Source organism: Actinocatenispora rupis, from assembly GCF_016861975.1.
Classification (GTDB): domain Bacteria; phylum Actinomycetota; class Actinomycetes; order Mycobacteriales; family Micromonosporaceae; genus Actinocatenispora; species Actinocatenispora rupis.
In genome coordinates this window covers 108,997-128,208 of record NZ_BOMB01000029.1, presented here as the reverse complement: position 1 = coordinate 128,208, position 19,212 = coordinate 108,997, and the positions used below count along the sequence as shown (strand labels likewise).

General features: G+C 73.4%; 19 protein-coding genes and 1 pseudogene. 11 read left to right on the top strand and 9 right to left on the bottom strand.

The features are described from left to right. Positions 1 to 161: 161 nt before the first annotated feature. From Aru02nite_RS25290 to Aru02nite_RS25280, 3 genes are all read left to right on the top strand, one after another. Complete coding sequence (locus tag Aru02nite_RS25290) at positions 162 to 1,304, top strand: hypothetical protein (RefSeq protein ID WP_203661957.1); 1,143 nt, start codon at positions 162 to 164, stop codon at positions 1,302 to 1,304. A gap of 108 nt (positions 1,305 to 1,412) precedes the next feature. Beyond that, entirely contained in the window at positions 1,413 to 2,498 is a 1,086-nt protein-coding gene (locus tag Aru02nite_RS25285; protein ID WP_203661955.1) for an S-(hydroxymethyl)mycothiol dehydrogenase, read from the top strand. Beyond that, positions 2,495 to 3,115: an MBL fold metallo-hydrolase gene (locus tag Aru02nite_RS25280; RefSeq protein ID WP_203661953.1), complete on the top strand. Its 621-nt coding sequence runs from the start codon at positions 2,495 to 2,497 to the stop codon at positions 3,113 to 3,115. The genes Aru02nite_RS25285 and Aru02nite_RS25280 overlap by 4 nt, the downstream gene beginning before the upstream one ends. A 70-nt stretch (positions 3,116 to 3,185) precedes the next feature. On the opposite strand, the gene Aru02nite_RS25275 is transcribed toward Aru02nite_RS25280, so the two are convergent. The 5 genes from Aru02nite_RS25275 to Aru02nite_RS25255 all read right to left on the bottom strand — a co-directional run bounded on the left by Aru02nite_RS25275 (position 3,186) and on the right by Aru02nite_RS25255 (position 7,105). Next, entirely contained in the window at positions 3,186 to 3,854 is a 669-nt protein-coding gene (locus Aru02nite_RS25275) for a C39 family peptidase (RefSeq protein ID WP_203661951.1), read from the bottom strand. 169 nt (positions 3,855 to 4,023) lie between these two features. Next, entirely contained in the window at positions 4,024 to 5,112 is a 1,089-nt protein-coding gene (locus tag Aru02nite_RS25270; RefSeq protein WP_203661949.1) for a serine/threonine protein phosphatase, read from the bottom strand. Positions 5,113 to 5,205: 93 nt separating this feature from the next. After that, positions 5,206 to 5,700 carry a MarR family winged helix-turn-helix transcriptional regulator gene (locus Aru02nite_RS25265; protein ID WP_203661947.1) on the bottom strand — a complete coding sequence of 165 codons (495 nt, stop codon included), beginning with the start codon at positions 5,698 to 5,700 and terminating at the stop codon, positions 5,206 to 5,208. 59 nt (positions 5,701 to 5,759) lie between these two features. Further along, the gene (locus Aru02nite_RS25260) at positions 5,760 to 6,398 is read right to left on the bottom strand and encodes a DedA family protein (RefSeq protein ID WP_239076939.1); all 639 of its coding nucleotides are present in this window, start codon (positions 6,396 to 6,398) and stop codon (positions 5,760 to 5,762) included. Continuing rightward, positions 6,395 to 7,105 (bottom strand): phosphatase PAP2 family protein, encoded by a 711-nt coding sequence (locus tag Aru02nite_RS25255; RefSeq protein ID WP_203661945.1) that lies wholly within the window; start codon positions 7,103 to 7,105, stop codon positions 6,395 to 6,397. The genes Aru02nite_RS25260 and Aru02nite_RS25255 overlap by 4 nt, the downstream gene beginning before the upstream one ends. Here Aru02nite_RS25255 and Aru02nite_RS37490 point away from each other — a divergent pair. The 3 genes and pseudogenes from Aru02nite_RS37490 to Aru02nite_RS25240 all read left to right on the top strand — a co-directional run. Next, a pseudogene (locus tag Aru02nite_RS37490) lies at positions 7,055 to 7,522 on the top strand (BlaI/MecI/CopY family transcriptional regulator); the annotation flags it as partial. The gene Aru02nite_RS25255 and the pseudogene Aru02nite_RS37490 sit on opposite strands and share 51 nt — an antisense overlap. A 76-nt stretch (positions 7,523 to 7,598) precedes the next feature. Continuing rightward, on the top strand, positions 7,599 to 8,546 hold the full coding sequence (locus tag Aru02nite_RS25245) for a M56 family metallopeptidase (RefSeq protein WP_203661944.1): 948 nt from the start codon (positions 7,599 to 7,601) through the stop codon (positions 8,544 to 8,546). Positions 8,547 to 8,622: 76 nt separating this feature from the next. Next, complete coding sequence (locus tag Aru02nite_RS25240; protein ID WP_203661942.1) at positions 8,623 to 9,321, top strand: DedA family protein; 699 nt, start codon at positions 8,623 to 8,625, stop codon at positions 9,319 to 9,321. A gap of 55 nt (positions 9,322 to 9,376) precedes the next feature. On the opposite strand, the gene Aru02nite_RS25235 is transcribed toward Aru02nite_RS25240, so the two are convergent. Further along, positions 9,377 to 10,051, bottom strand: a complete 675-nt coding sequence (locus Aru02nite_RS25235; protein ID WP_203661932.1) for a DUF4097 family beta strand repeat-containing protein — start codon at positions 10,049 to 10,051, stop codon at positions 9,377 to 9,379. A gap of 214 nt (positions 10,052 to 10,265) precedes the next feature. Between Aru02nite_RS25235 and Aru02nite_RS25230 the strand changes: the two genes are divergently transcribed. The 4 genes from Aru02nite_RS25230 (at position 10,266) to Aru02nite_RS25215 (ending at position 13,943) form a co-directional block, all read left to right on the top strand. Continuing rightward, positions 10,266 to 10,619: a VOC family protein gene (locus Aru02nite_RS25230; protein ID WP_203662015.1), complete on the top strand. Its 354-nt coding sequence runs from the start codon at positions 10,266 to 10,268 to the stop codon at positions 10,617 to 10,619. Between the two features lie 254 nt (positions 10,620 to 10,873). Continuing rightward, positions 10,874 to 11,401 (top strand): PadR family transcriptional regulator, encoded by a 528-nt coding sequence (locus Aru02nite_RS25225; RefSeq protein WP_203661930.1) that lies wholly within the window; start codon positions 10,874 to 10,876, stop codon positions 11,399 to 11,401. Then, entirely contained in the window at positions 11,398 to 12,138 is a 741-nt protein-coding gene (locus Aru02nite_RS25220) for an ABC transporter ATP-binding protein (protein WP_203661928.1), read from the top strand. The genes Aru02nite_RS25225 and Aru02nite_RS25220 overlap by 4 nt, the downstream gene beginning before the upstream one ends. 5 nt (positions 12,139 to 12,143) lie before the next feature. Continuing rightward, the gene (locus Aru02nite_RS25215; RefSeq protein ID WP_203661926.1) at positions 12,144 to 13,943 is read left to right on the top strand and encodes an ABC transporter permease; all 1,800 of its coding nucleotides are present in this window, start codon (positions 12,144 to 12,146) and stop codon (positions 13,941 to 13,943) included. Between the two features lie 174 nt (positions 13,944 to 14,117). Here the strand turns inward: Aru02nite_RS25215 and Aru02nite_RS25210 are convergent, their stop codons facing one another. Beyond that, a complete protein-coding gene (locus tag Aru02nite_RS25210) occupies positions 14,118 to 14,927 on the bottom strand; it encodes a CPBP family intramembrane glutamic endopeptidase (RefSeq protein WP_203661924.1) in 810 nt (269 codons plus the stop codon). A gap of 228 nt (positions 14,928 to 15,155) precedes the next feature. On the opposite strand from Aru02nite_RS25210, the gene Aru02nite_RS25205 reads away from it, so the two are divergent. Then, positions 15,156 to 15,569, top strand: coding sequence for a hypothetical protein (locus Aru02nite_RS25205; RefSeq protein WP_203661922.1), 414 nt, complete (start codon positions 15,156 to 15,158; stop codon positions 15,567 to 15,569). Between the two features lie 71 nt (positions 15,570 to 15,640). On the opposite strand, the gene Aru02nite_RS25200 is transcribed toward Aru02nite_RS25205, so the two are convergent. Beyond that, complete coding sequence (locus Aru02nite_RS25200; protein ID WP_203661920.1) at positions 15,641 to 16,690, bottom strand: serine hydrolase domain-containing protein; 1,050 nt, start codon at positions 16,688 to 16,690, stop codon at positions 15,641 to 15,643. A gap of 114 nt (positions 16,691 to 16,804) precedes the next feature. Further along, positions 16,805 to 19,141, bottom strand: coding sequence for a helix-turn-helix domain-containing protein (locus tag Aru02nite_RS25195; protein ID WP_275408716.1), 2,337 nt, complete (start codon positions 19,139 to 19,141; stop codon positions 16,805 to 16,807). Between the last annotated feature and the right edge of the window lie 71 nt (positions 19,142 to 19,212).

Here is a 19,212-nt window from a genome sequence, read left to right as displayed (position 1 = left end):
GGCATGGCCGAGACTCGATGTCCGCTCACTGCCCGGAATCGGTCCGAAGACGGGCGGTCCGGCGGCACGATGATCCCGTCACGTCCGGCCGTGCGTACCCTCGCGCGGCCGCGACACGATCGACCATCCGCGCGGACGGACGTCCGCGGTAGGAGGCGTACATGAGGAAGACCCACAGTCCCCGGACGCGGTGGCGAGGCCGGGCGGCAGCCGGCGCCGCCGCGGTCGTCACCGTCCTCGTCGGACTCGGTACGGTGTCCGGCGGTGCCGCGGCCCAGCCGGCGCCCATCGGGGCCGCCGCGCAGCCGGCGAGTGCCAGCACCCGCGCCGCGCACGCGCTGCCCGGCGGCAAGACGAACTTCGTGGTCAGCGTCGGCTCGTTCTTCGCCGGCAGGACCACGAACTGGGAGCGGATCGGTTACTACACCTTCCATCCGTCCGACGGCACGGTCACCGGTACCTGGTGGCGCTGGAACCAGAACAGCCGGCGCGACATCCGGGTGGACACGCCGGTCGCGGCGTCCGGCTGCGGCGCCACCCGGTGCTACACCCGCACGATGAAGCGGTTCCTGTCCCGCCCGACCGAGACCGCGCACGGCAAGTACGTGGTGAACGGGTCGGCGCTGACGGTCGCCTGGCCGAGCGGATCCAAGTACGTGCAGGAGAAGTGGACCGTCGCCCGGGTGAGGAAGACGAACGGGTCGACCGACGGCAGCCTGGTCGAGCTGGTCTGGGCGGGCGTCGGCCGCGGCTACACCGCCACCGGCGGCTACGGCTTCGGCTCCAACGCCAGCCTCTCCGCGAACGCCTCGGCCGCGACGCTGATGCAGTCCGCCAACCGCGTCAACTACCGGTACGTGTACAGCGGGATCAGCGCGGGCAAGCGTACCGGCGGGGGCAGTTCGCTGGGGTTGTCGGTGTTCCACCGGTGCAAGGACGGCCGCTGCCTCGGCGCGACCACGAAGACGGCGCCCGGCAACGGCTGCCGCTACTACCCGCCGGGTGACACCAAGTCCAGCGCCACCATCAACTACTACCTGGCGCACTTCGGCGGCGACCGGCGCGACGCGTACGAGCACTGGTTCCGGTGCCTGGGTTACCGTCCGAAGACCGGACAGTCGTGCTACAAGCTCAACTCGCACGTGAAGCCGATGCTCCAGGTCATCGACGACAAGGGTCGGTTCCGCGGCTGGGTGGGCGCGGAGACGTCGTACAAGACGACCGCGGACGGCAACTCCGCCGGCCCGGCCATCTACGACACGTTCGCCATCTTCAAGATGGGCCCGCGGCGCGTCAGCTCCTGACGTACCGGCGACCGGCGCCCGGCCTCCACTGTGGACGCCGGGCGCCGTCGTACGCGGAGATGGCCGTGGGTCGTTGCGCGACGGGGCGGTAGCCGCGACGATCGGGTCATGTCGCATCAGGTACGCGCCGTCGTCGCCCTGGCCAAGAACGAACCCGTCGTCGTCGAGACGATCACCGTTCCCGATCCGGGCCCGGGCGAGGCGCTCGTCCGGGTCGAGGCGTGCGGGGTCTGCCACACGGACCTGCACTACCGGGAGGGCGGCATCGGCGACGAGTTCCCGTACCTGCTGGGACACGAGGCGGCGGGGCGGGTGGAGGCCGTCGGCGACGGTGTCACCGAGGTGGCGCCCGGCGACTTCGTGATCCTGAACTGGCGGGCCGTGTGCGGGACCTGCCGGGCGTGCCGGCGCGGTCGGCCGTGGCTCTGCTTCGCCACCCACAACGCGACGCAGCGGATGACCCGCGCGGACGGTACGCCGCTGTCTCCGGCGCTGGGCATCGGCGCGTTCGCGGAGAAGACGCTGGTCGCCGCCGGCCAGTGTACGAAGGTCGACGAGTCCGTACCGGCAACGGTGGCGGGGCTGCTCGGCTGCGGGGTGATGGCCGGTCTCGGCGCCGCGCTCAACACCGGCAACGTGGGCCGCGGCGACTCGGTCGCGGTGTTCGGCTGCGGCGGCGTGGGTGACGCCGCCGTCGCCGGCGCGCGGCTGGCCGGCGCCACCACGATCGTCGCGGTCGACGTGGACGACCGGAAACTGGACTGGGCGCGCGAGTTCGGCGCGACGCACGTCGTCAACTCCCGGAGTACGGATCCGGTCGAGGCGATCCGGTCGTTGACCGACGGCAACGGTGTGGACGTGGCGATCGAGGCGGTCGGCCGCCCCGAGACGTACCGGCAGGCGTTCTACGCGCGGGACCTGGCCGGCACGGTGGTCCTCGTCGGCGTACCGACGCCGGAGATGACGCTGGAGCTGCCGCTGCTGGACCTGTTCAGCCGGGGCGGCGCGCTCCGCTCCTCCTGGTACGGCGACTGCCTGCCGAGCCGCGACTTCCCGGCGCTGATCGCGCTGCACCGGCAGGGTCGGTTGCCGCTGGACAGGTTCGTGTCGGAGTCGATCGGCATCGACGGGGTCGAGGACGCGTTCGGCGCGATGCGCCGCGGCGACGTACTCCGCAGCGTGGTCGTCCTGTGAGCGCCCGTATCGAGCGGACCGTCACGTCCGGCGTGTTCGCGCTGGACGGCGGCCGGTGGGACGTCGACAACAACGTCTGGGTGGTCGGTGACGACGACGAGTGCCTGGTGGTCGACGCGCCGCACGACGCGCGGGCCATCGCCGACCTGGTCGCCGGCCGCCGCGTCACCGCCATCGCCTGTACCCACGCGCACAACGACCACGTGGATGCCGCGCTGGAGCTGGCCGCGCTGGTGGACGCGCCGGTCCTGCTGCACCCCGCGGACCGCGTGCTGTGGGACCGGACCCATCCGGACCGGCCGCCGCACGGCGAGCTGTCCGACGGGCAGACGCTGACCGTCGCGGGCGTACCGGTGACGGTGCTGCACACGCCCGGCCACTCCCCCGGTTCCTGCTGCCTGTCCGTACCGGCGCTCGGGGCGGTGTTCACCGGCGACACGCTGTTCGCGGGCGGGCCGGGCGCCACCGGCCGGTCGTACTCGGACTTCGACACGATCGTCGACTCCATCACCCGCCGGCTGCTGACCCTGCCCGCCGACACCACCGTGTACACCGGGCACGGCGAGACGACCACGATCGGCGCCGAGGCCCCGCACCGTGCGGAGTGGACCGCCTGACCCGGCACGCGGAACGTCGGCGACGCGAGGTCCGCGCCGCCGACGTTTCCGTTGCTACCAAAGGGAACGGTCAGAGTCGGGTGACGTAGTGCAGGCCGCCGTTGGACTGCGAGACGGCGGCGAGCTGCTTCGCGGTGAGCGTGTGCTTGCCGCCGGTCGCCTTCCACGGGTCGTACACGGTGATGGTGCCCTTGCTGGCGTTGTAGCCGTAGACGGCGATGCCGTGGCCGATGTTGTTGCCCTTCACCTTGCCCTTGTTCCAGGGCAGGTCCTCCATCCAGACGCCGATGTACGCGGCGCGGTGCAGCGTGCCCACGTCGTACCGGACCATGCTCATGAGCTTGGCCGGGTCCTTCGCAGAGTACGTGGTCACCTTGTAGCCCTTGCGGTTCACGTACGCGTTGAGGACCTTGTTGGCGTTCGCGCCGCTGGTGCCGCCGCTCGCCGTGGTACCCATCTTCGTCGCGAGGGTGCGCTGCGACACCGTGATGCCGAAGCTGTTCAGCATCAGCTGCGACGACGCCGGCACGCAGTAGTAGGTCGTCTCCTGCCGGTGCCCGGTGACCGACAGCGTGTACGCGGACGGCGACGCGGCCGCCGTCACGAACGACAGGCTGGAGATCTGGCCGTCGGCACGCGCCGGTGCGGCCTGTGCGACCGCCGCCGGGCCGAGTGCGGCGGACAGTACCGCCCCCGCGCCGAGCGCGACGGCCATGATCCTGCGGGCAACCCTGTTCATGTCACTCCTCGTACGACCGGGGTGTATGCGAAGGAGTCTGCCGACGCGACCCGACCCGCCCGCCACCTGCCCGTTCCTCTGGCACGAACCCGGGACACCCCCGCCCCGGTACTCACCCACCGCAGCGGCACCGTCCTTCCGCGTCGCCGTACTGCCGCGCCGGGGCGCGCTACCCGGCGAGATGCGCCAGCTCCGGTACCGCGGACGCCGCCTTCTCCACCGCCACCACCGGGTACGGGGTGGCGCGGCTCGTACCGAACAGGTTCCGGTAGAAACCGTTCATGACGGCCGCGACCGGGGCGTACCGGTGGATCAGCGCGGCCACGGGGGCCGGCGCGTCCACGACCTGCACGCCGCGGGCACAGCGCGCCACGTACTCGTCGCGCTCGTCCGGGATGCCGCTGGCGGGCACGGGCACCCCGCAGACGTGGGTGACGAGCCAGTTGACGAGGCGGGTCAGCGCGTGGCAGACGTCGTGGCTGCGGTGCCGCGTCACGAACTCCGCCTCGGCGCGGGACAGCGCGAACCGCGGCGACGTGGCCAGGCCGAGGTCGACGACGTACAGCCGGTCGCCGTCGGTGCGCAGGTTGCCGAAGTGGGCGTCGAAGTGCAGCAGGCCGCCCGCGTTGAGCGCGCCGAGGTCGAGCCGTAGCCGCCGTGCCACCAGCATCGCGGCGCGCGCCACCGCCTCCGGTCCGCGGGCGAGCCGGTCGCCCAGCCACTCGTCCAGCCCCACCGGCACGTACTCCAGGAACAGGACGAGGCTGGCCGTCGCCGTGGCCGCCGCGTCGATCCGCTCGCGTACGCCGGGGGCGCCGCCCCAGTACCGGACCGCGGCGTCGACGTCGGCGAGTTCGTCGTGGAGCGGCGGCGCGCCGGGCAGCACCCGCCAGTGGTACAGCACCGGGAACGCCTCGGTACGCCGGGCCAGCACCCAGCCGGTCGTGTGGACGTTCGCGGCGAGCTCGCGCCACACCCCGAACCCCGGATGCCCGCCCACCCCGTACTGGCAGCGCGGCGGCAGGTCGAACAGGTTCGCCGTGGACCGTACGTGCTCCGGCCGGAGTTCCTTGTCGGACAACGGGATCCGCTTCACGAACACCGGCGTACCGGCGACGTGCAGCAGCGCGGACGTACCCCCGATGCCGTGGCCGAGCGGGGTCGCGCCGGCGACGAGGTCGGCCAGCTGGCGGTCACCGAGCAGCGCCAGCTCGCCGGACGTCTCGGCGTACCGGGCCACCCGCGCGGGATGCGACATCACCCCCGGCACGGTACGCCCGGGTGACGTCGCACCGGCGACGCCTCGGGACACATACCCCCGAATCCCTTGCGCGGCAACGACATCAGTCGGTCAGCTCAGGGCGCGCAGCAGGGCGCGCAGGTGGGCGTCGAGGTCGGCGCGCGCGGCCGGGTCGAGCGCGGAGACCAGCTCGGTGACGTTGGCCGTGTGCGCGGTCATCGCCGCGTCGACCGTCTCGTACCCGGAGTCGGTGAGCTGGACGCGGAAGCTGCGGCGGTCGGCGGGGTCCAGCTCGCGCCGGACGAACCCGGCGGACTCCAGCCGGTCGAGCCGGTTGGTCATGCCGGCCCGGGACAGCATCAGCGTCTGCGCCAGCTGCGACGGCATCAGCGTGTACGGCGGGCCGCTGCGCCGCAGCGTCGCGAGTACGTCGAACTCGCCGGGCCGCAGGCCGAACTCGGTGAACACCCGTTCCTGCGCGGGCCCGAGCAGCATCACGAGCCGGCCGAACCGGCCGACCAGGCCGATCGCGCTCAGGTCGAGGTCGGGGCGTTCGCGCGCCCAGGCGTCGACGACGGCGTCGATGGCGTCCGGTTCGTCGCTCATGCCGCCAGCCTACCGTTCATCGTCGGATAGTTCGGCGCCGGACTATCCGGGGTACGCCGTCAGCGCGGTTCCGCGTCGCGCACCGGCATCCCGCGGTGCCGGCGCGCCCGGACGATCCGCCACGTCACGAACCCGGCGACGGCGAGCCCGGCCGCGCCCAGCAGGTACAGCTCGTACCGGGTGACGAGGTGTTCGACGGACGTGAGGTGCGCGCCGAGCACGTACCCGAGGGTCGACCAGACTGCCACCCAGGCGGCGGCGCCGATCGCGTTGAACACCAGGAAACGGCGCCAGTGCATGCCGGTCGCCCCGGCGAGCAGCCCGTTGGCCTGGCGCAGGCCCTCCACGAACCGCGCGACCACGACGACCTTCCCGCCGTGCCGCGCCATGAAACGCTCGGCGCGTTCCAGCCGCCGCGGCGTGAGCAGGATGTACCTGCCGTACCGGGTGAGCAGCGGTCGGCCCCCGAAGTGCCCGATCGCGAAGCCGATGTTGTCCCCCGCGACCGCCGCGACGAACGCGAGCCCGGCGACGGCCAGGATGTCGAGCCGCCCCTGGTGCGCCGCGATCGAGGCGAGGATCAGCACGGTCTCGCCGGGCGCCGGCACCCCGAAGTCCTCCAGGAGTACGAGGACGGTCACCGCCAGGTAGCCGTACTGGCCGAGGAGGGTGCCCAGGCCGGCGAGCGCGACGGTCACCGGTGTCGGCCCCCCGGCACCATCTCCGCGCGAACCACCGGGTACGACCCGGCCGTGCGGGTCGGCGTCGCGGTCAGCACCGGTCGCAGCGGCGTACGGGACAGGGTCGCCAGCAGCCGCGCCACCGCACCCCGCGCGGCCGACAGTACGAGCAGGGCGGCGACGGCGGCGCCGAGGAGCAGGCCGCCGATCACGTCCAGCGGGTAGTGCACGCCGCAGTACACCCGCGCGAACGCAAGGAACGCGGCCAGTACGACGGCGGCGGAGCCCCAGCGTCGGGACACCAGCAGCAGCCCGGCGGCGACCGCCCCGGCGACGACGGCGTGGTCCGACGGGAACGACGGATCGCCCGTACGGTCGAGCAACACCAGGACGTGCGGCATCGCCACGTACGGCCGGGGCCGGTCGACGAGCGCCCCGGCGAGCTGGTTGAGCGCGAGCCCGGCCACCGCCGCTACCCCGGTCAGTACGACGGCGGCGAGGGACCGCCGGGCGTCGTCGCGGCGCCGGGCGACCAGCCAGCAGACCACCCAGATCACCGCGAGCGCCACCAGACCGCCCCACAGGGCGTACGCGGCCATGAACCCGTGGGCCCACCCGGTCGTGGCGGCCAGGTGGTCGGTGTCCCGGAACAGGGCCCGGTCCGCGGCCGTCCCATGCCTGCCAAGGTAGGCAGTCAGCCAGATCAACGCTTCGTGCTGGCGCATGTCTGCGCTCCCCACCGGCGAGCGCCCCGGCCCGGGACGCGCCGACCACCTCGACTACTACAGTTGAGTGTCGTAGACACTACTACTACACTCGCTGTCGTAGTTGCGGGGAGGCGGGCGATGGGCGACGGGGCACACGACAGCACGGCCGGACTGACCCACCGGGTCTGGCAGGTGCTGACCGAGGCAGGCACCGCCATGACCCCCGCCCAGGTACGCGGCGCGCTCGGCGGCGGCTGGGCGTACACGACCGTCACGACCGTACTGACCAGGCTCGTCGGGTACGGGCTCGCCGCGCGCCACCGCACCGGCCGGGCGTACGCGTACGCGGCGGTCGCCGACCGGGCCGAACTCACCGCCCGGCGGATGGGCCGGCTGCTCGACTCCGGCGAGGACCGCGCCGCCGTACTCGCCCGTTTCGTCGACGTACTGTCCGACGACACGAGCGCCTGCTCGGCGACCTGCTCGCCGCCCTCCGGCGGGACGGTGCCCGGTGATCACCGCGCTGGTGGTGTGCCTCGGCGCCTGCCTGGCGTTCGGGGCGGTGGCCCCGGCCGCGGGGCGGCGGCTGCCTCCGGCCGCGGCGACCCGGCTGCTCGCCGGCGGGGCCGTGGTCGCCGCGGCCTGCGGCGGGTTCGCGCTGTCCGTCCTCGCGTTCCTGTGGGTCGCGCAGATCGGCGAGGTCGCCGAACTCGGCCGCTGGTCACCCGTACGCCTCGGCGCGGACTCCCCCGTACCGCCCGTCGTGGGGGTCGCGGCCGGAGCCCTGCTCGCCCCGCTCGTCGTACTCGGCCTGCGCCTCGCCGTACGCCGCTGCCGGGCGCTCGTCGAGGTGCACCTGGCGTACCGGCGGCTGGCGGGGCCCGGGCAGGTCGCGATCGTCGACTCGGCCGTACCGGACGCGTTCACCACACCGGAACTCGTCGGCCGGATCGTCGTCACCACCGCCCTGCTGTCCGCCCTGGACGACCGGCAGCGCGCCGCGCTGCTCGCCCACGAACGGTCCCACCTGGCCCACCGGCACGCCTGGTGGCGCCTCGCCGCCGACCTCGCCGCCGCCGTCAACCCGCTGCTGCGCGCCACCGCCGGCACCGTCGCCCAGGCCACCGAACGCTGGGCCGACGAGGACGCCGCCGGTACGGTCGGCGACCGCCGGCTCGTGGCCCGCGCCGTCGCCACCGCCGCCCTCGCCGTACGCGGGCACCGGGTGGGTACGGCACTGCCCGCGGCTGCCGGAGGCCATGTGCCGCAACGGGTCCGGGCGCTGCTCGGCCCGCCGCCGCGCCGCCGGCCCGCCCTGGCGTTCGCGCTCGTACTCGTCCTCGCCGCGGGTGCGCTCGGCGCCGTCGGCGTCGAACGCACCGTCGAGGACCTGTTCGAACACGCGGCCCTGCCGCACCACCACGCGCTCGTCGCCGCCGCCACCCGCACCCGGCAATGACGCACCGCACCACGGAAGGGAATCGCCGCATGCAGCACCGTCGACCCACCGAGCGCACCGTCCCGGGTACGCGGGCATGACCGGCACGCTGCTCGCGGACGCGGGCCACACCAGCGGACTCGCCGGGCTCGTCGCCGACTGGGCCACCAGGTTCATGGACCTGCTCGGCAGCCCCGGCGCCGGCCTGGCCAACGCCCTCGACAGCATCATCCCCGTACTCCCCAGCGAAGTGATCCTCCCGCTGGCCGGATTCGCCGCCAGCCGCGGCAGCATCAACCTCTACGCCGCGCTGGTCTGGACCACCATCGGCTCCATCGTCGGCTCCGTCGTCATGTACTACATCGGCGCCGCGTTCGGCCGCGAACGCGTCATGGGCTGGGCCGCGAAGATCCCGCTGGTCAAACCGGAAGAGGTCGAAAAAACCGAACGCTTCTTCCGCAAACACGGCGCCAAGGCCGTCTTCTTCGGCCGCATGGTCCCCGTGATCCGCAGCCTGATCTCCATCCCGGCCGGGCTGGAACGCATGTCCCTGCCCAAGTTCGTGCTGTACACCGCCGCCGGCAGCGTCATCTGGAACACCATCTTCGTCCTCGCCGGCTACGGACTCGGCGCCAACTGGACCAAGGTCGAGGAATACGGCGGCATCTTCTCCAAAGCCGTCATCGGCCTGTTCATCCTCGCCATTGCCTACTTCATCGCGTCCCGACTCGTACGACGGCGCCGTGCCGCCGGGCCGGCGCGCGACACCCCGGAACTCGACCGCGCGGACGGGTAGCCGGACGCACGGCCGCGGCCCCGTTCGCACGGGGCCGCGGCCGGTCGGGTACCGCTCACAGGCTGCGCGCGGTGATGTTGCCGTACGAGGTGGTCGCGCGGATGTCCAGCTCGGCGTGCGCACCGTCGCCGTTGGTGAGCGAGTTGACGATCCGCCCGTACGAGGTGCCGGCGTCCAGCGACACCGAGACGCCGGGCGCGGCGCCGATCGACAGGTTGCCCGCGTCGGTACGCATCGTGACGACGCCACGCGCCGCCTCGGTCACCGCGATGTCGCCCTTGCTGGTACGGATCTCGGCGGAGCCGTCGACGTGACCGACCGACACGTCGCCGGCAGCCGTCGTCAGCCGTACGCTCGCCGCCTCGTCGACGGTGATCGTCCCGTGCGAGCTGTCGTACGCGATGTCGCCGAGGCGGCCGACGGTGCGGAACTCGGCGCTCGCCGTCCGCGCCTCGACGCGCGACCCGGTGGGCAGCTGGACCGTCACCTCGACCGAGCCGGACGGCCCGAAGATCTGGTGCCGCATGCTCGTCTCCGCCCGGATCCGCAGCACCCCGTCCGCGTACTCCACGGTCGTCTGGTTCGCGAGCCGCACGTCGCGGCCCTTGCCGGCGTCGACCGGGCGTACCTCGACGGTGGTGTCGGTCCGGTCGGAGGCGGTGAACAGCACGCGCCCCGCGGGGATGTCGAGGATGGCGGTGATCGGGGACCGGGTGTCGAAGGTCTGCATCGTGCTCAACTCCTGTGCTCGTGGCGTCTTGTGTGTCCCACGGTCGCCGGCCGCCCTGACACCGGGCAGCCACCGTACTGACGCGTCGGCTGACACGGCCGCGCCGCCGCTGTCCGCCCCGTACCCGACCGGGCGTCGGGATCGCCGCGTTCCGTACCGGCAGAGACACGCCGTAGCGTGTTGCCGGACGACGGAGGAGGTTGCGGTGGCGCTGATGTCCCTGTGCGCGGTGACGCTGGACTGCAACGACCCGATGGCGCTGGCGGACTTCTACCACCGGGCGACCGGGCTCGCCCGGCACCCGAAGTCGGACGCCGAGTTCGCCGGGCTGGTCGGCGCGGACGGCTTCTTCGTCGGCTTCCAGCGCGTCGACGGGTACACGGCGCCGCGGTGGCCGGGCCAGCAGGTACCGCAGCAGCTGCACCTGGACTTCCGCGTCGACGACCTGGACGAGGCGGAGGCGCGGCTGCTCGCGCTGGGCGCCACCCGGCCGGACCCGCAGCCGGACCCCGACCGCTTCCGCGTACTCCTGGATCCGGCCGGCCACCCCTTCTGCCTCACCCGCTGATCCGTCCACTGTGGACCGTCCGCCCGCCGCGTGTTGCGTGTGGCGGGCCGGCGCGGGGTGCGCGCTGCCGCACGCCCGACCGGGCCCCAGGACCCGCGGCCGTTCCGCTCGGCCCCACCCGACACCGGAATCCCCTGGTACGCAAGGGAACGCGGCCGCGTGCGGCCGGTCGTACCAGGGTCGATGGCGGTGTGTCGGTTGACGGAGGCGGGGGCTAACCGCTATCTATATGGGTAACGGTTAGGGGTGGTGCGGTGCAGGACGTGGTGCTGGCGCTGCTGGCGAAGGAACCCTCACACGGGTACGAGCTGCGCCAACGGCTCCGGGCGGCGCTCGGCCCGCTCGGCGACACGCTCAACTCCGGCCAGGTGTACGTGACGCTCACCCGGCTGGAGAAGGCCGGCCTGGTGTCGAGCGCGCGCACCGGCGGCCGGCCCGACCGACCCGACCGCAAGGTGTACGACCTGACCGCGGCCGGCCACCGCCGGGTCGCCGACTGGCTGGCGGAGGTGAGCTGGACGCCGCGGCCCGAGCTGGCCGAGTTCCATCTGAAGTTGGCGGCGGCGCGGGCGGCGCGGCTGGCCGACCCGCTGACCCTGATCGACGCCCACCGGCGCGAACTGATGCGCCGGCTGCGGGACGCGCAGCGGGCGGCGCTGGCCGAGGCGGACGGTTCGATGGCCGGGCTGCTGCTGGAGGGTGTCGTCCTCCGGCTGCGCGCCGACCTGCGCTGGCTGGAGTCCTGCGAACGGGTCTGGTCGGGCCACGGGGAGCGGTCGTGACGGGCGGGACGCTCGCGATCCGGGCGCGCGGGCTGTCCAAGGTGCACGGCGAGGGGCAGGCCCGGACGCGCGCGGTCGACGAGGTCGACCTGGACGTACCGGCGGGGCAGACGCTGGCGGTCACCGGCCCGAGCGGCTGCGGCAAGTCCACCCTGCTGCACCTGCTCGGCGGCCTGGAACGGGTCAGCGCCGGCGAACTCTGGCTGGCCGGCCGGCGGATCGACCGGCTCGGGGAGCGGGCACTGGCCCGGCTGCGGCGCCGCGCGATCGGCTTCGTGTTCCAGGACTTCCACCTGATGGAGGAGCTGTCCGCGGTGCAGAACGTGGAGCTGCCGGCGCTGCTGGCCGGGCGTACGCCGCGGACGGCGCGGCGGCGCGCGCTCGACCTGCTGGACCGCGTCGGGCTCGCCGACCGGGCGCAGCGGCTTCCGGCGCAGCTGTCCGGCGGGCAGCGGCAACGGGTCGCGATCGCCCGCGCGCTGAGCAACGCGCCGCTGGCCGTACTCGCGGACGAGCCGACGGGAAACCTGGACACCGCCGCGACGAACGACGTACTGCGGTTGTTCGACAGCCTGCGGAGTACGGGGCAGACGCTCGTGATCGTCACGCACGACGAGCGCGTCGCGGCCACCGCGGACCGCGTGGTGTCGATGCGCGACGGCAGGTTCGTCGACGACGTACACCTGCCGGCGGCGTCGACGGGCGGACTCGGCGACCTGCTCGGCCTGGGCGGCTGACGCGCATGGGGCAGCTGATCCTGGCCTGCCGGCTGATCCTGGCCGACCTGCGCCACCGGCCGCTGCACGCCGGCGTGTTCCTGGTCGCGGTCGGTGCCGCGACCGCGGCGCTCGCGGTGGGCATGTCGCTGAGCGACGCCAACACCGGACAGTACGAGCGGACCCGGGCGGCGACGCGCGGCCCGGACCTGGCGGTCGTCACCGGTACGGACGGCAGCGCCGACCGGGCGGCGCTGGCCGACCTGGCCCGGATGCCCGGGGTGACCGGGCACGGCGGGCCGTACCGGGTGCTGCACACGACGGTCCGGGCGGGTGGCCGGCCGGCGCAGGCGTCGGTGCAGGGCCGGGACACCGCACCCGCGACCGTCGACCAGCCGTACGTGACGTCCGGCCACTGGGTACGGCCCGGCGGTGCCGTGCTGGAACGCGGCTTCGCCACCGCGCTCGGCGTACGGGTCGGCGACCGGATCACCGTCGCCGGCCGGCGCTTCCCCGTCGTCGGGATCGCCGTCACCGCCGCCACCAGCGTGTACCCGTTCGAGGGCGAGCACCTGGGCCCGAACGACGGCAGCGGCCTGATCTGGTTGGCGGACAACGACATCCGGACGATGTCCTCGGACGAATGGCCGCCCAACTACGCGCTCGACCTCACCCTCGCCGACCCGGCCGCCACGGACGCGTTCCGGCAACGGGTGGCCGACTGGTCCGACGCGCACGCCGACCGGTCCGTACGGCTGAGCACGCGGCCGTGGCAGGAGATCAGCGCGCAGAACGACGTGATCCTCGCCGACAGCCAGTCGACGCTGGTGATCGGCGCCTGGCTGCTCGCCGTCACCGCCGTCGCCGGCCTCGCCAGCCTCGCCGCACTGCGCGCCACCGAGCAGGTACGCCGGGCCGGGCTGCTCAAGGCCGCCGGCGCCACGCCCGGACTCGTCGCGGCGGTGCTGTTCGCGGAGTACCTGGTGCTGGCGCTGGTGGCGGCGGGGATCGGGCTCGCGGTGGCGTGGCTGGCCGTGCCGGCGCTGGCCAACCCGACCGGCAGCCTGCTGGCCGCCACCGCCCCCGTCACCCCCGGTACGGCGATCGCGGTGGGCACGCTGGCATTGCTGGTGGCGCTGCTGACCACGCTGGGCCCGGCCGTACGCGTGGCCCGGACCGCCACGGTGCCCGCGCTCGCCGGTACCGCCCGCCCGTTGCAGCACCCGGCCGGGCTGACCGGACTCGCCGGTTGGCTGCCCGTACCGGTGATGCTCGGGCTGCGGCTGGCGGCCCGCCGGGTGCGCCGCGCGGTGCTCGCCGCCGCCGGTCTCGCCACCGCCGCCGCCCCGGTCGCCGGCCTGCTGACCTGGCACTTCCAGACCGACGACATCCCCTGGTACGGCGACGACTTCATCATGGCGCAACGCGCGCTGCGCCTCGGCCGTACGCATCACACGATCGTCGTCCTCGCCGTCGCGCTCCTCGTCCTGGCCGCGCTGAACACGGTTGTCATCACCTGGTCGACCGCGCTCGACGCGCGGCGCTCGCTGGCCGTCGCCCGCGCGTTCGGCGCCACACCGGGGCAGGTCACCGGCGCGCTCGCCATCGCCCAACTGCCGTCCGCCGTCGCCGGCGTCGCGATCGGCATGCCCGTCGGCGTCGGCCTCTACTGGCTCGTCGCCCCCACCACCGTCACGCCACCCGGCTGGTCGCTGCTGCTCACCGGCGCGGCCGTCGTACTCGGGGCCGCGGTGCTCGCGACCGTGCCGGCCCGGATCGGTGCCCGCCGGCCCGTCGCCCGGATCCTCGGCAGCAACCTCGGCTGACCGCGCACTTGGAGGTCCTAACAGAAAGGCGTCGGATGGCTGGCGAGGCTCAGGGCGGGGCTGCCAAGGCGGAGGTGCAGTCGCATACCGGTGTTGTATGCGACTGTGCCGACAACGTCGGCAGCGTCGTCCTGAGCCTCGCCAGGCGCCGACAGTCCTTTCTGTTAGGACCTCTTAGGTCGACGCGGCGGGGACGGTGACCGGGCGCGGTGCGGGGCGCCGCCAGGTGAGCGCGGCAAGGGCGGCAACCGCCAGCAACAGCACCGTTTCCACCGCCGCACCGCGCACCCCGTCGTCCGGTACGACCGCGTCGGTGAAATTCCACGCCGCGTGCAGCAGTACGGCGGCCCACACGCCACCGCGGAGCCGCTCCGAGACGTACAGGGCGAGGTAGGTGATCGGGAAGATCATCACGAAGAACAGCAGGCCCTGCACCGTGAACAGGCCCTTGTCGTGCTGGCCGGTGCCGACGAGGAAGAACAGCGGCACGTGCCACAGCCCCCACGCCGCCCCGAGCACCGCCACCGTCGCGGTACGCCCGAAGCGGTCCCGCAGCCGCGGCTGCAGATACCCCCGCCAACCGAACTCCTCCGACAGCGGCCCCGACACCATCGTGTACGCCAGCGCCCCCAGCGGACCGCCCACGCCCGCGACCACCGTCGCCGCATGCCGGCCCAGGTACGACAGGTCGCCGCCGTGCAGTACGACCGCCGTCAGCAGCGGCGCGGCGGCACCCAACCCCAGCGCCGCGACCGGCCACACCCCGACGAGCTTCCCGCGCATCCGCGCGCGGCGGCGGTCACCCGCCAGCCACAGCACCAGCGCGGTGAGCGACGGGCCACTCGCCGCCACCGCGAACACCAGTTGCGCCGCACCGTGGTTGACGTCGACGCCCTGCACCGCGAGTACCAGCCACGGCACCCACGACACCAGCAGGCAGACGACCGCGTACGGCAGCAGTCGCGGCAGACCCGGCTTCACCACGGCGATCCCTTCAGGTCGGTGTACGCACCGACCCTCGTCCACGCGGCGCCCCGGCACCATGGCGGCACCCCGACCACCCGACCGGAGGCTGCCCCCAGTACACGGTCGACCCCCCGATCCGCTGCGCCTCGCCCCGCCAGGAACGACGGTCTCCCTCGGTCTGGTGTGTGGGCTCGTACAACCGTTGCGGCGCAGCGCATTCCGGTACGTGCTGCTAGCGTCTGGTACGTGCCGGAAGGGTCGGAGAGCGCGCTGGTGGCCGAGGTCGCCCGGGTGACGGTGGCGTCGGGCGGCGCCACCGCCGACCTCGCCGCCCGCCTCCTCGTACCACCGGCCGACGTCTGGTACTTCCCGCGTTTCCCGGGCCGTACCCGGATCGTGGGGGTGGCCGGGCTCGCCGGGTCGGTGGCCGCTTTCGTCGCTGAGCACCGTCGGCTGTTGGTGGGGCGCGGGCTGCTGCTCGGCACCTGGATCAACCCGGCGACCGGCGCGTGTTTCCTGGACCTGATCACGCAGGCGCCGTCGCGGCGCGCGGGTCTGACCCTGGCGCGGCGGTACAGCCGGGAGGACGGGCGCCGGATCATCGCGCTCTGCAACCCGTTCCGCGGTACGACGGTGCCCGTCTGGGACGACGCGCCGTAGCTGCCGGCGCCGGAGACGACGAGGCCCACCCGACCGCCCGAGCGGTGGATGGGCCCCGTGCGGTGGAGCGTCTAGTCGCCGCAGATGGCGGCGTCGAGGATCTGGAACCGCAGGTCGTCGTTGTTGTCACCGGCGGTGGTCGTCATGGTGTTGTTCACCACGGACGCGTACCGGCCGTCGGAGGTGGCCACCGTCCAGCTGGCGTACCCGGGGACGTTGCCCGCGTGTCCCCACGCCGTACCGCCGCAGGACAGGGTGTGGCTGATGGCGCCGAGCCCGTAGTGGTAGCCGGCCGGCCAGCCGGTCGGCACGACGGTCTTGTGCATCTCGGCCAGCGACGCGGGCGAGATGAGCTTGCCGCCGACCAGCGCGCTCTCGAACTTCGCCAGGTCGGTGAGCGTGGAGATCGCCGCACCGGAGCCGCTGTACTCGGACGGTTCGATGCTGGTCGAGTTGTCGATCCACAGGAAGAACGGGCCGCGCCGCCCCCCGTCGTAGCCGTGCACGTACGAGCCGGGCAGGGTGTGGTCGCCGCCGCGCGGGTACGTGGTGCCGGTCAGGCCGAGCGGCTTGATGATCCGGTCGGTGATCGCGTCACCGATCGACTTCCCGGTGACCTTCTCGATCAGCAGGCTGGCGATCTCGTAGTTGGTGTTGGAGTACTCCCACTTGTCGCCGGGCTTGCCGTTCGGCGCGTGGGTGAGACCGTCCTTGACGACGTTCTCCAGCGTGTAGCTGCCGTCCGCGTTCCGCTTCGGCTTCGGCGCGTTGTTCTCCGGGATGCTGCTGTTCTGCTGCAGCAGTTCCCGCACGGTGATCGTGTTGCCGTCGTAGCCGTTGCCGTCGACCACCCCGGGCAGGTACTTCTCGATCGGCGAGTCCAGCGCGACCTTGTGCTCGTCCACCAGCTGGAGTACCACGGTGGCGGTGAACGCCTTGGTCTGGCTGGCCGCGCGGAACGGCTGATCCGGGCCGATCGGCTTGTTTCCGGGGGTGACGCCGGTCCCGACGGCCATGCTCCAGGAACCACCGTTGGCGTCGCCCGCGTACACGGCCGCGCCGGGTGACTTCTCCAGTGCGCGCTTCAGGAGCGTCTGTGTGCCGGAGTGGGTACCGGCCATACCCGGCTGTGCATGTGCCGGCGCCGCAACCCCCACCGCCAGCGCCGCGGCGGCTGCCGCGACCCACACAGCTGGCTTTCTCACCATTTGTCGCGCCTCCATCGTCGATCCGCCTCACTCGGGCGGACGGACGGTATCCAGCGGCGATGAAATGCCGATGACACCGCGTCGTTCCGGCGCCGGTGCCTCCCGCGTACGGCGACCGGCCAGGTGCCGTACCCGGTGGGTGCGGGCGAGGTGCTGCTGCAGCTGGCCGTGCCGGAACTGGTAGACCGCGCCGGCCTGGCGCAGCACGCCGCGCCGGTACGCGTCGTCGAGGAAGGCGGCGACGGCCCACGGCAGCCGGCCGGTCAACGGCAGCCAGATCCGGACGAGGACCGCCCACTGGCCCCAGGCGGTCAGCGCCAGCGTGTACCCGAGCGCGCCGCCGAGTCCGCTCAGCAGGCCGACCCGGAACCCGGTGGCGAGGTTCCACCGGAGCGGCCCCAGCGGGCCCTGCAACAGCGCGACGACGAGTTCGGCGCCGAGCATCACCATCAGCCCGAACGTGGGCGCCCACACCAGCAGCCAGCCGGTCACCGACGCCCGGTTCGTACGCAGCAGGCCGAGCGGGTTGGCCGCGGTGCCGAGGTCGAGCGGCGCCTCCAGTACGCCCAGCAGTCCGTACGCCAGCCCCGCCGCGAGCCCGAACACCAGCCCGTACACGAGGAGGTCGGCGAGGACCATGCGCAGCGCGGCAGGCAGGTCGACTCGCGCCGCGATCCCCATGAACGTGCCGACGACCCCGCCGTACCCGCAGCCGAAGACGAACCCGCACAGGAACCCGATCAGCAGCCGCGGACCGGTACGCAGCGGCGAGCGGCGGCCCCGGCGGCGCAGCGACATCCGGGCCGCGGTCGGCCCGACCGCCGCGTCCCGGGCGCTGAGCGTGAGCCAGTGCGCCAGCCCGAACATGACGCCGGACAGCACCCCGACCACCGCGGCGTCGACGAGCTGGCCGCCGAGCGGGTTGAAGGTCGCCCCGACGAGCAGGTCGACGAGCCCGATGACCAGCCCCGTCACCAGCGCGGTCACGACCGTACGGGTGGGGCGGCCCAGCGCGCGGCCGAGGCGCCACCACGCCAGATCGGTGGTACCGAGCCGGGTCAGGTGGTGCGCGAGGTGGCCGAGCCAGCGCTGCGCGCGGTCCGCGTCGTACCGGCGGCGCGAGGTCGCGGGGCGCGAGCGGTAGACGCTCGGCACGAAGCTGTCGAGCAGGTGGTCCGCCAACGCCTCCGGCCCGTCGAACCGGTCGGTGTCCAGCAGCGTCGCGGGATCGCTCGCCGGATCGTCGCTGTACGCGGTGCGGGCGAGCGTCACCATCAGCGGCGTCGCCAGCACCGTACGCAGGTTGACGCTGGCGCGGCTGTCCGGGTGCTCGCGCAGCGCGGCGAGTACCGGATCCCAGGCGGTGGTGCCGCCCGTCTTCCGTGCCGTACGCGGCAGGTAGTCGGCCAGGTCGTCCAGGGTGAGGTCGGCCAGTTCGACCGCGGCCGCGGCGGTCAGCACGTCGGTCTCCGCCACCGCCGCCGCGTACTCGACCGGCCGGCTCGTCAGCAGCAGCGGCATCGCCGTCGCGTTGAGCGCCTCCAGCGCGGGGCGGCGCAGCCCGGCGGCGATCTCGTCGAAGCCGTCGAGTACGGGAAGGACCCGGCCGGCGTCGACGAGGGCGGCGGCCAGGCGTTGCCCGTGCGTGCCCGTCGCGGCCAGGCCGGGATAGTCGCGCGTCAGCTGCCCGGCCAGCCAGTCCCGCAGCGTGACCGTGGTCGGGTTCCACGAACCGACCCCGAAGATCACCGGTACGGCGTCGGTGCGGGCCCGGGACTTCACGAAGTCCAGTACGAACCGCAGGGTCAGGATCGTCTTCCCGGAGCCGGACCGGCCGAGGATCACGAGCCGCCCGGACGGGATGCGCCGGTACGTGTCGACGATCTCGTCCAGCCGCCCGGCGACGTCCAGCGGGCTGTCCGCGCTGCCGGCCGGCAGTCGGCGGATGTTCGCCCAGTGGTCGGTGAGGTCGTCGGCCGCCGGCCGCCACCGCACCGGCAGCGGGAACGGGTCCTGTACCTGCCGGTGCTCCTCCTCGCGCTGCCAGCGGGCCGCCGCCGCGTGCGCCAGGTGCTCGGCCGCCTCGGCGAGCGCGTCGTGCAGCGCCGACCCCGCCGTGTCCGGTACCGGCGGCTCCTCGGGGACGCGGCCGACGGCGGCGCCCAGCAGCTCGTCGTGTTCGGCGGGGGACAGCCGCAACGCGTCGGCCAGCAGCCGTACGGTCGTCACGCGCGGGTCGGCGCGTTCGCCCGTCTCCAGGCCACGGATCGTACGGACGCCCACGCCGGCGTGCTCGGCGAGCGCTTCCTGAGTCATTCCGGCCTGCTGTCGGCGCTGCCGGAGCAGCGCGCCGAACGTGGTCACAGGTCGCGGCCTTTCGTCCTCAATGTTGCCCAATTTCCCAGGTAAGCGACCTTAGCGCGGTACCGGCCGGA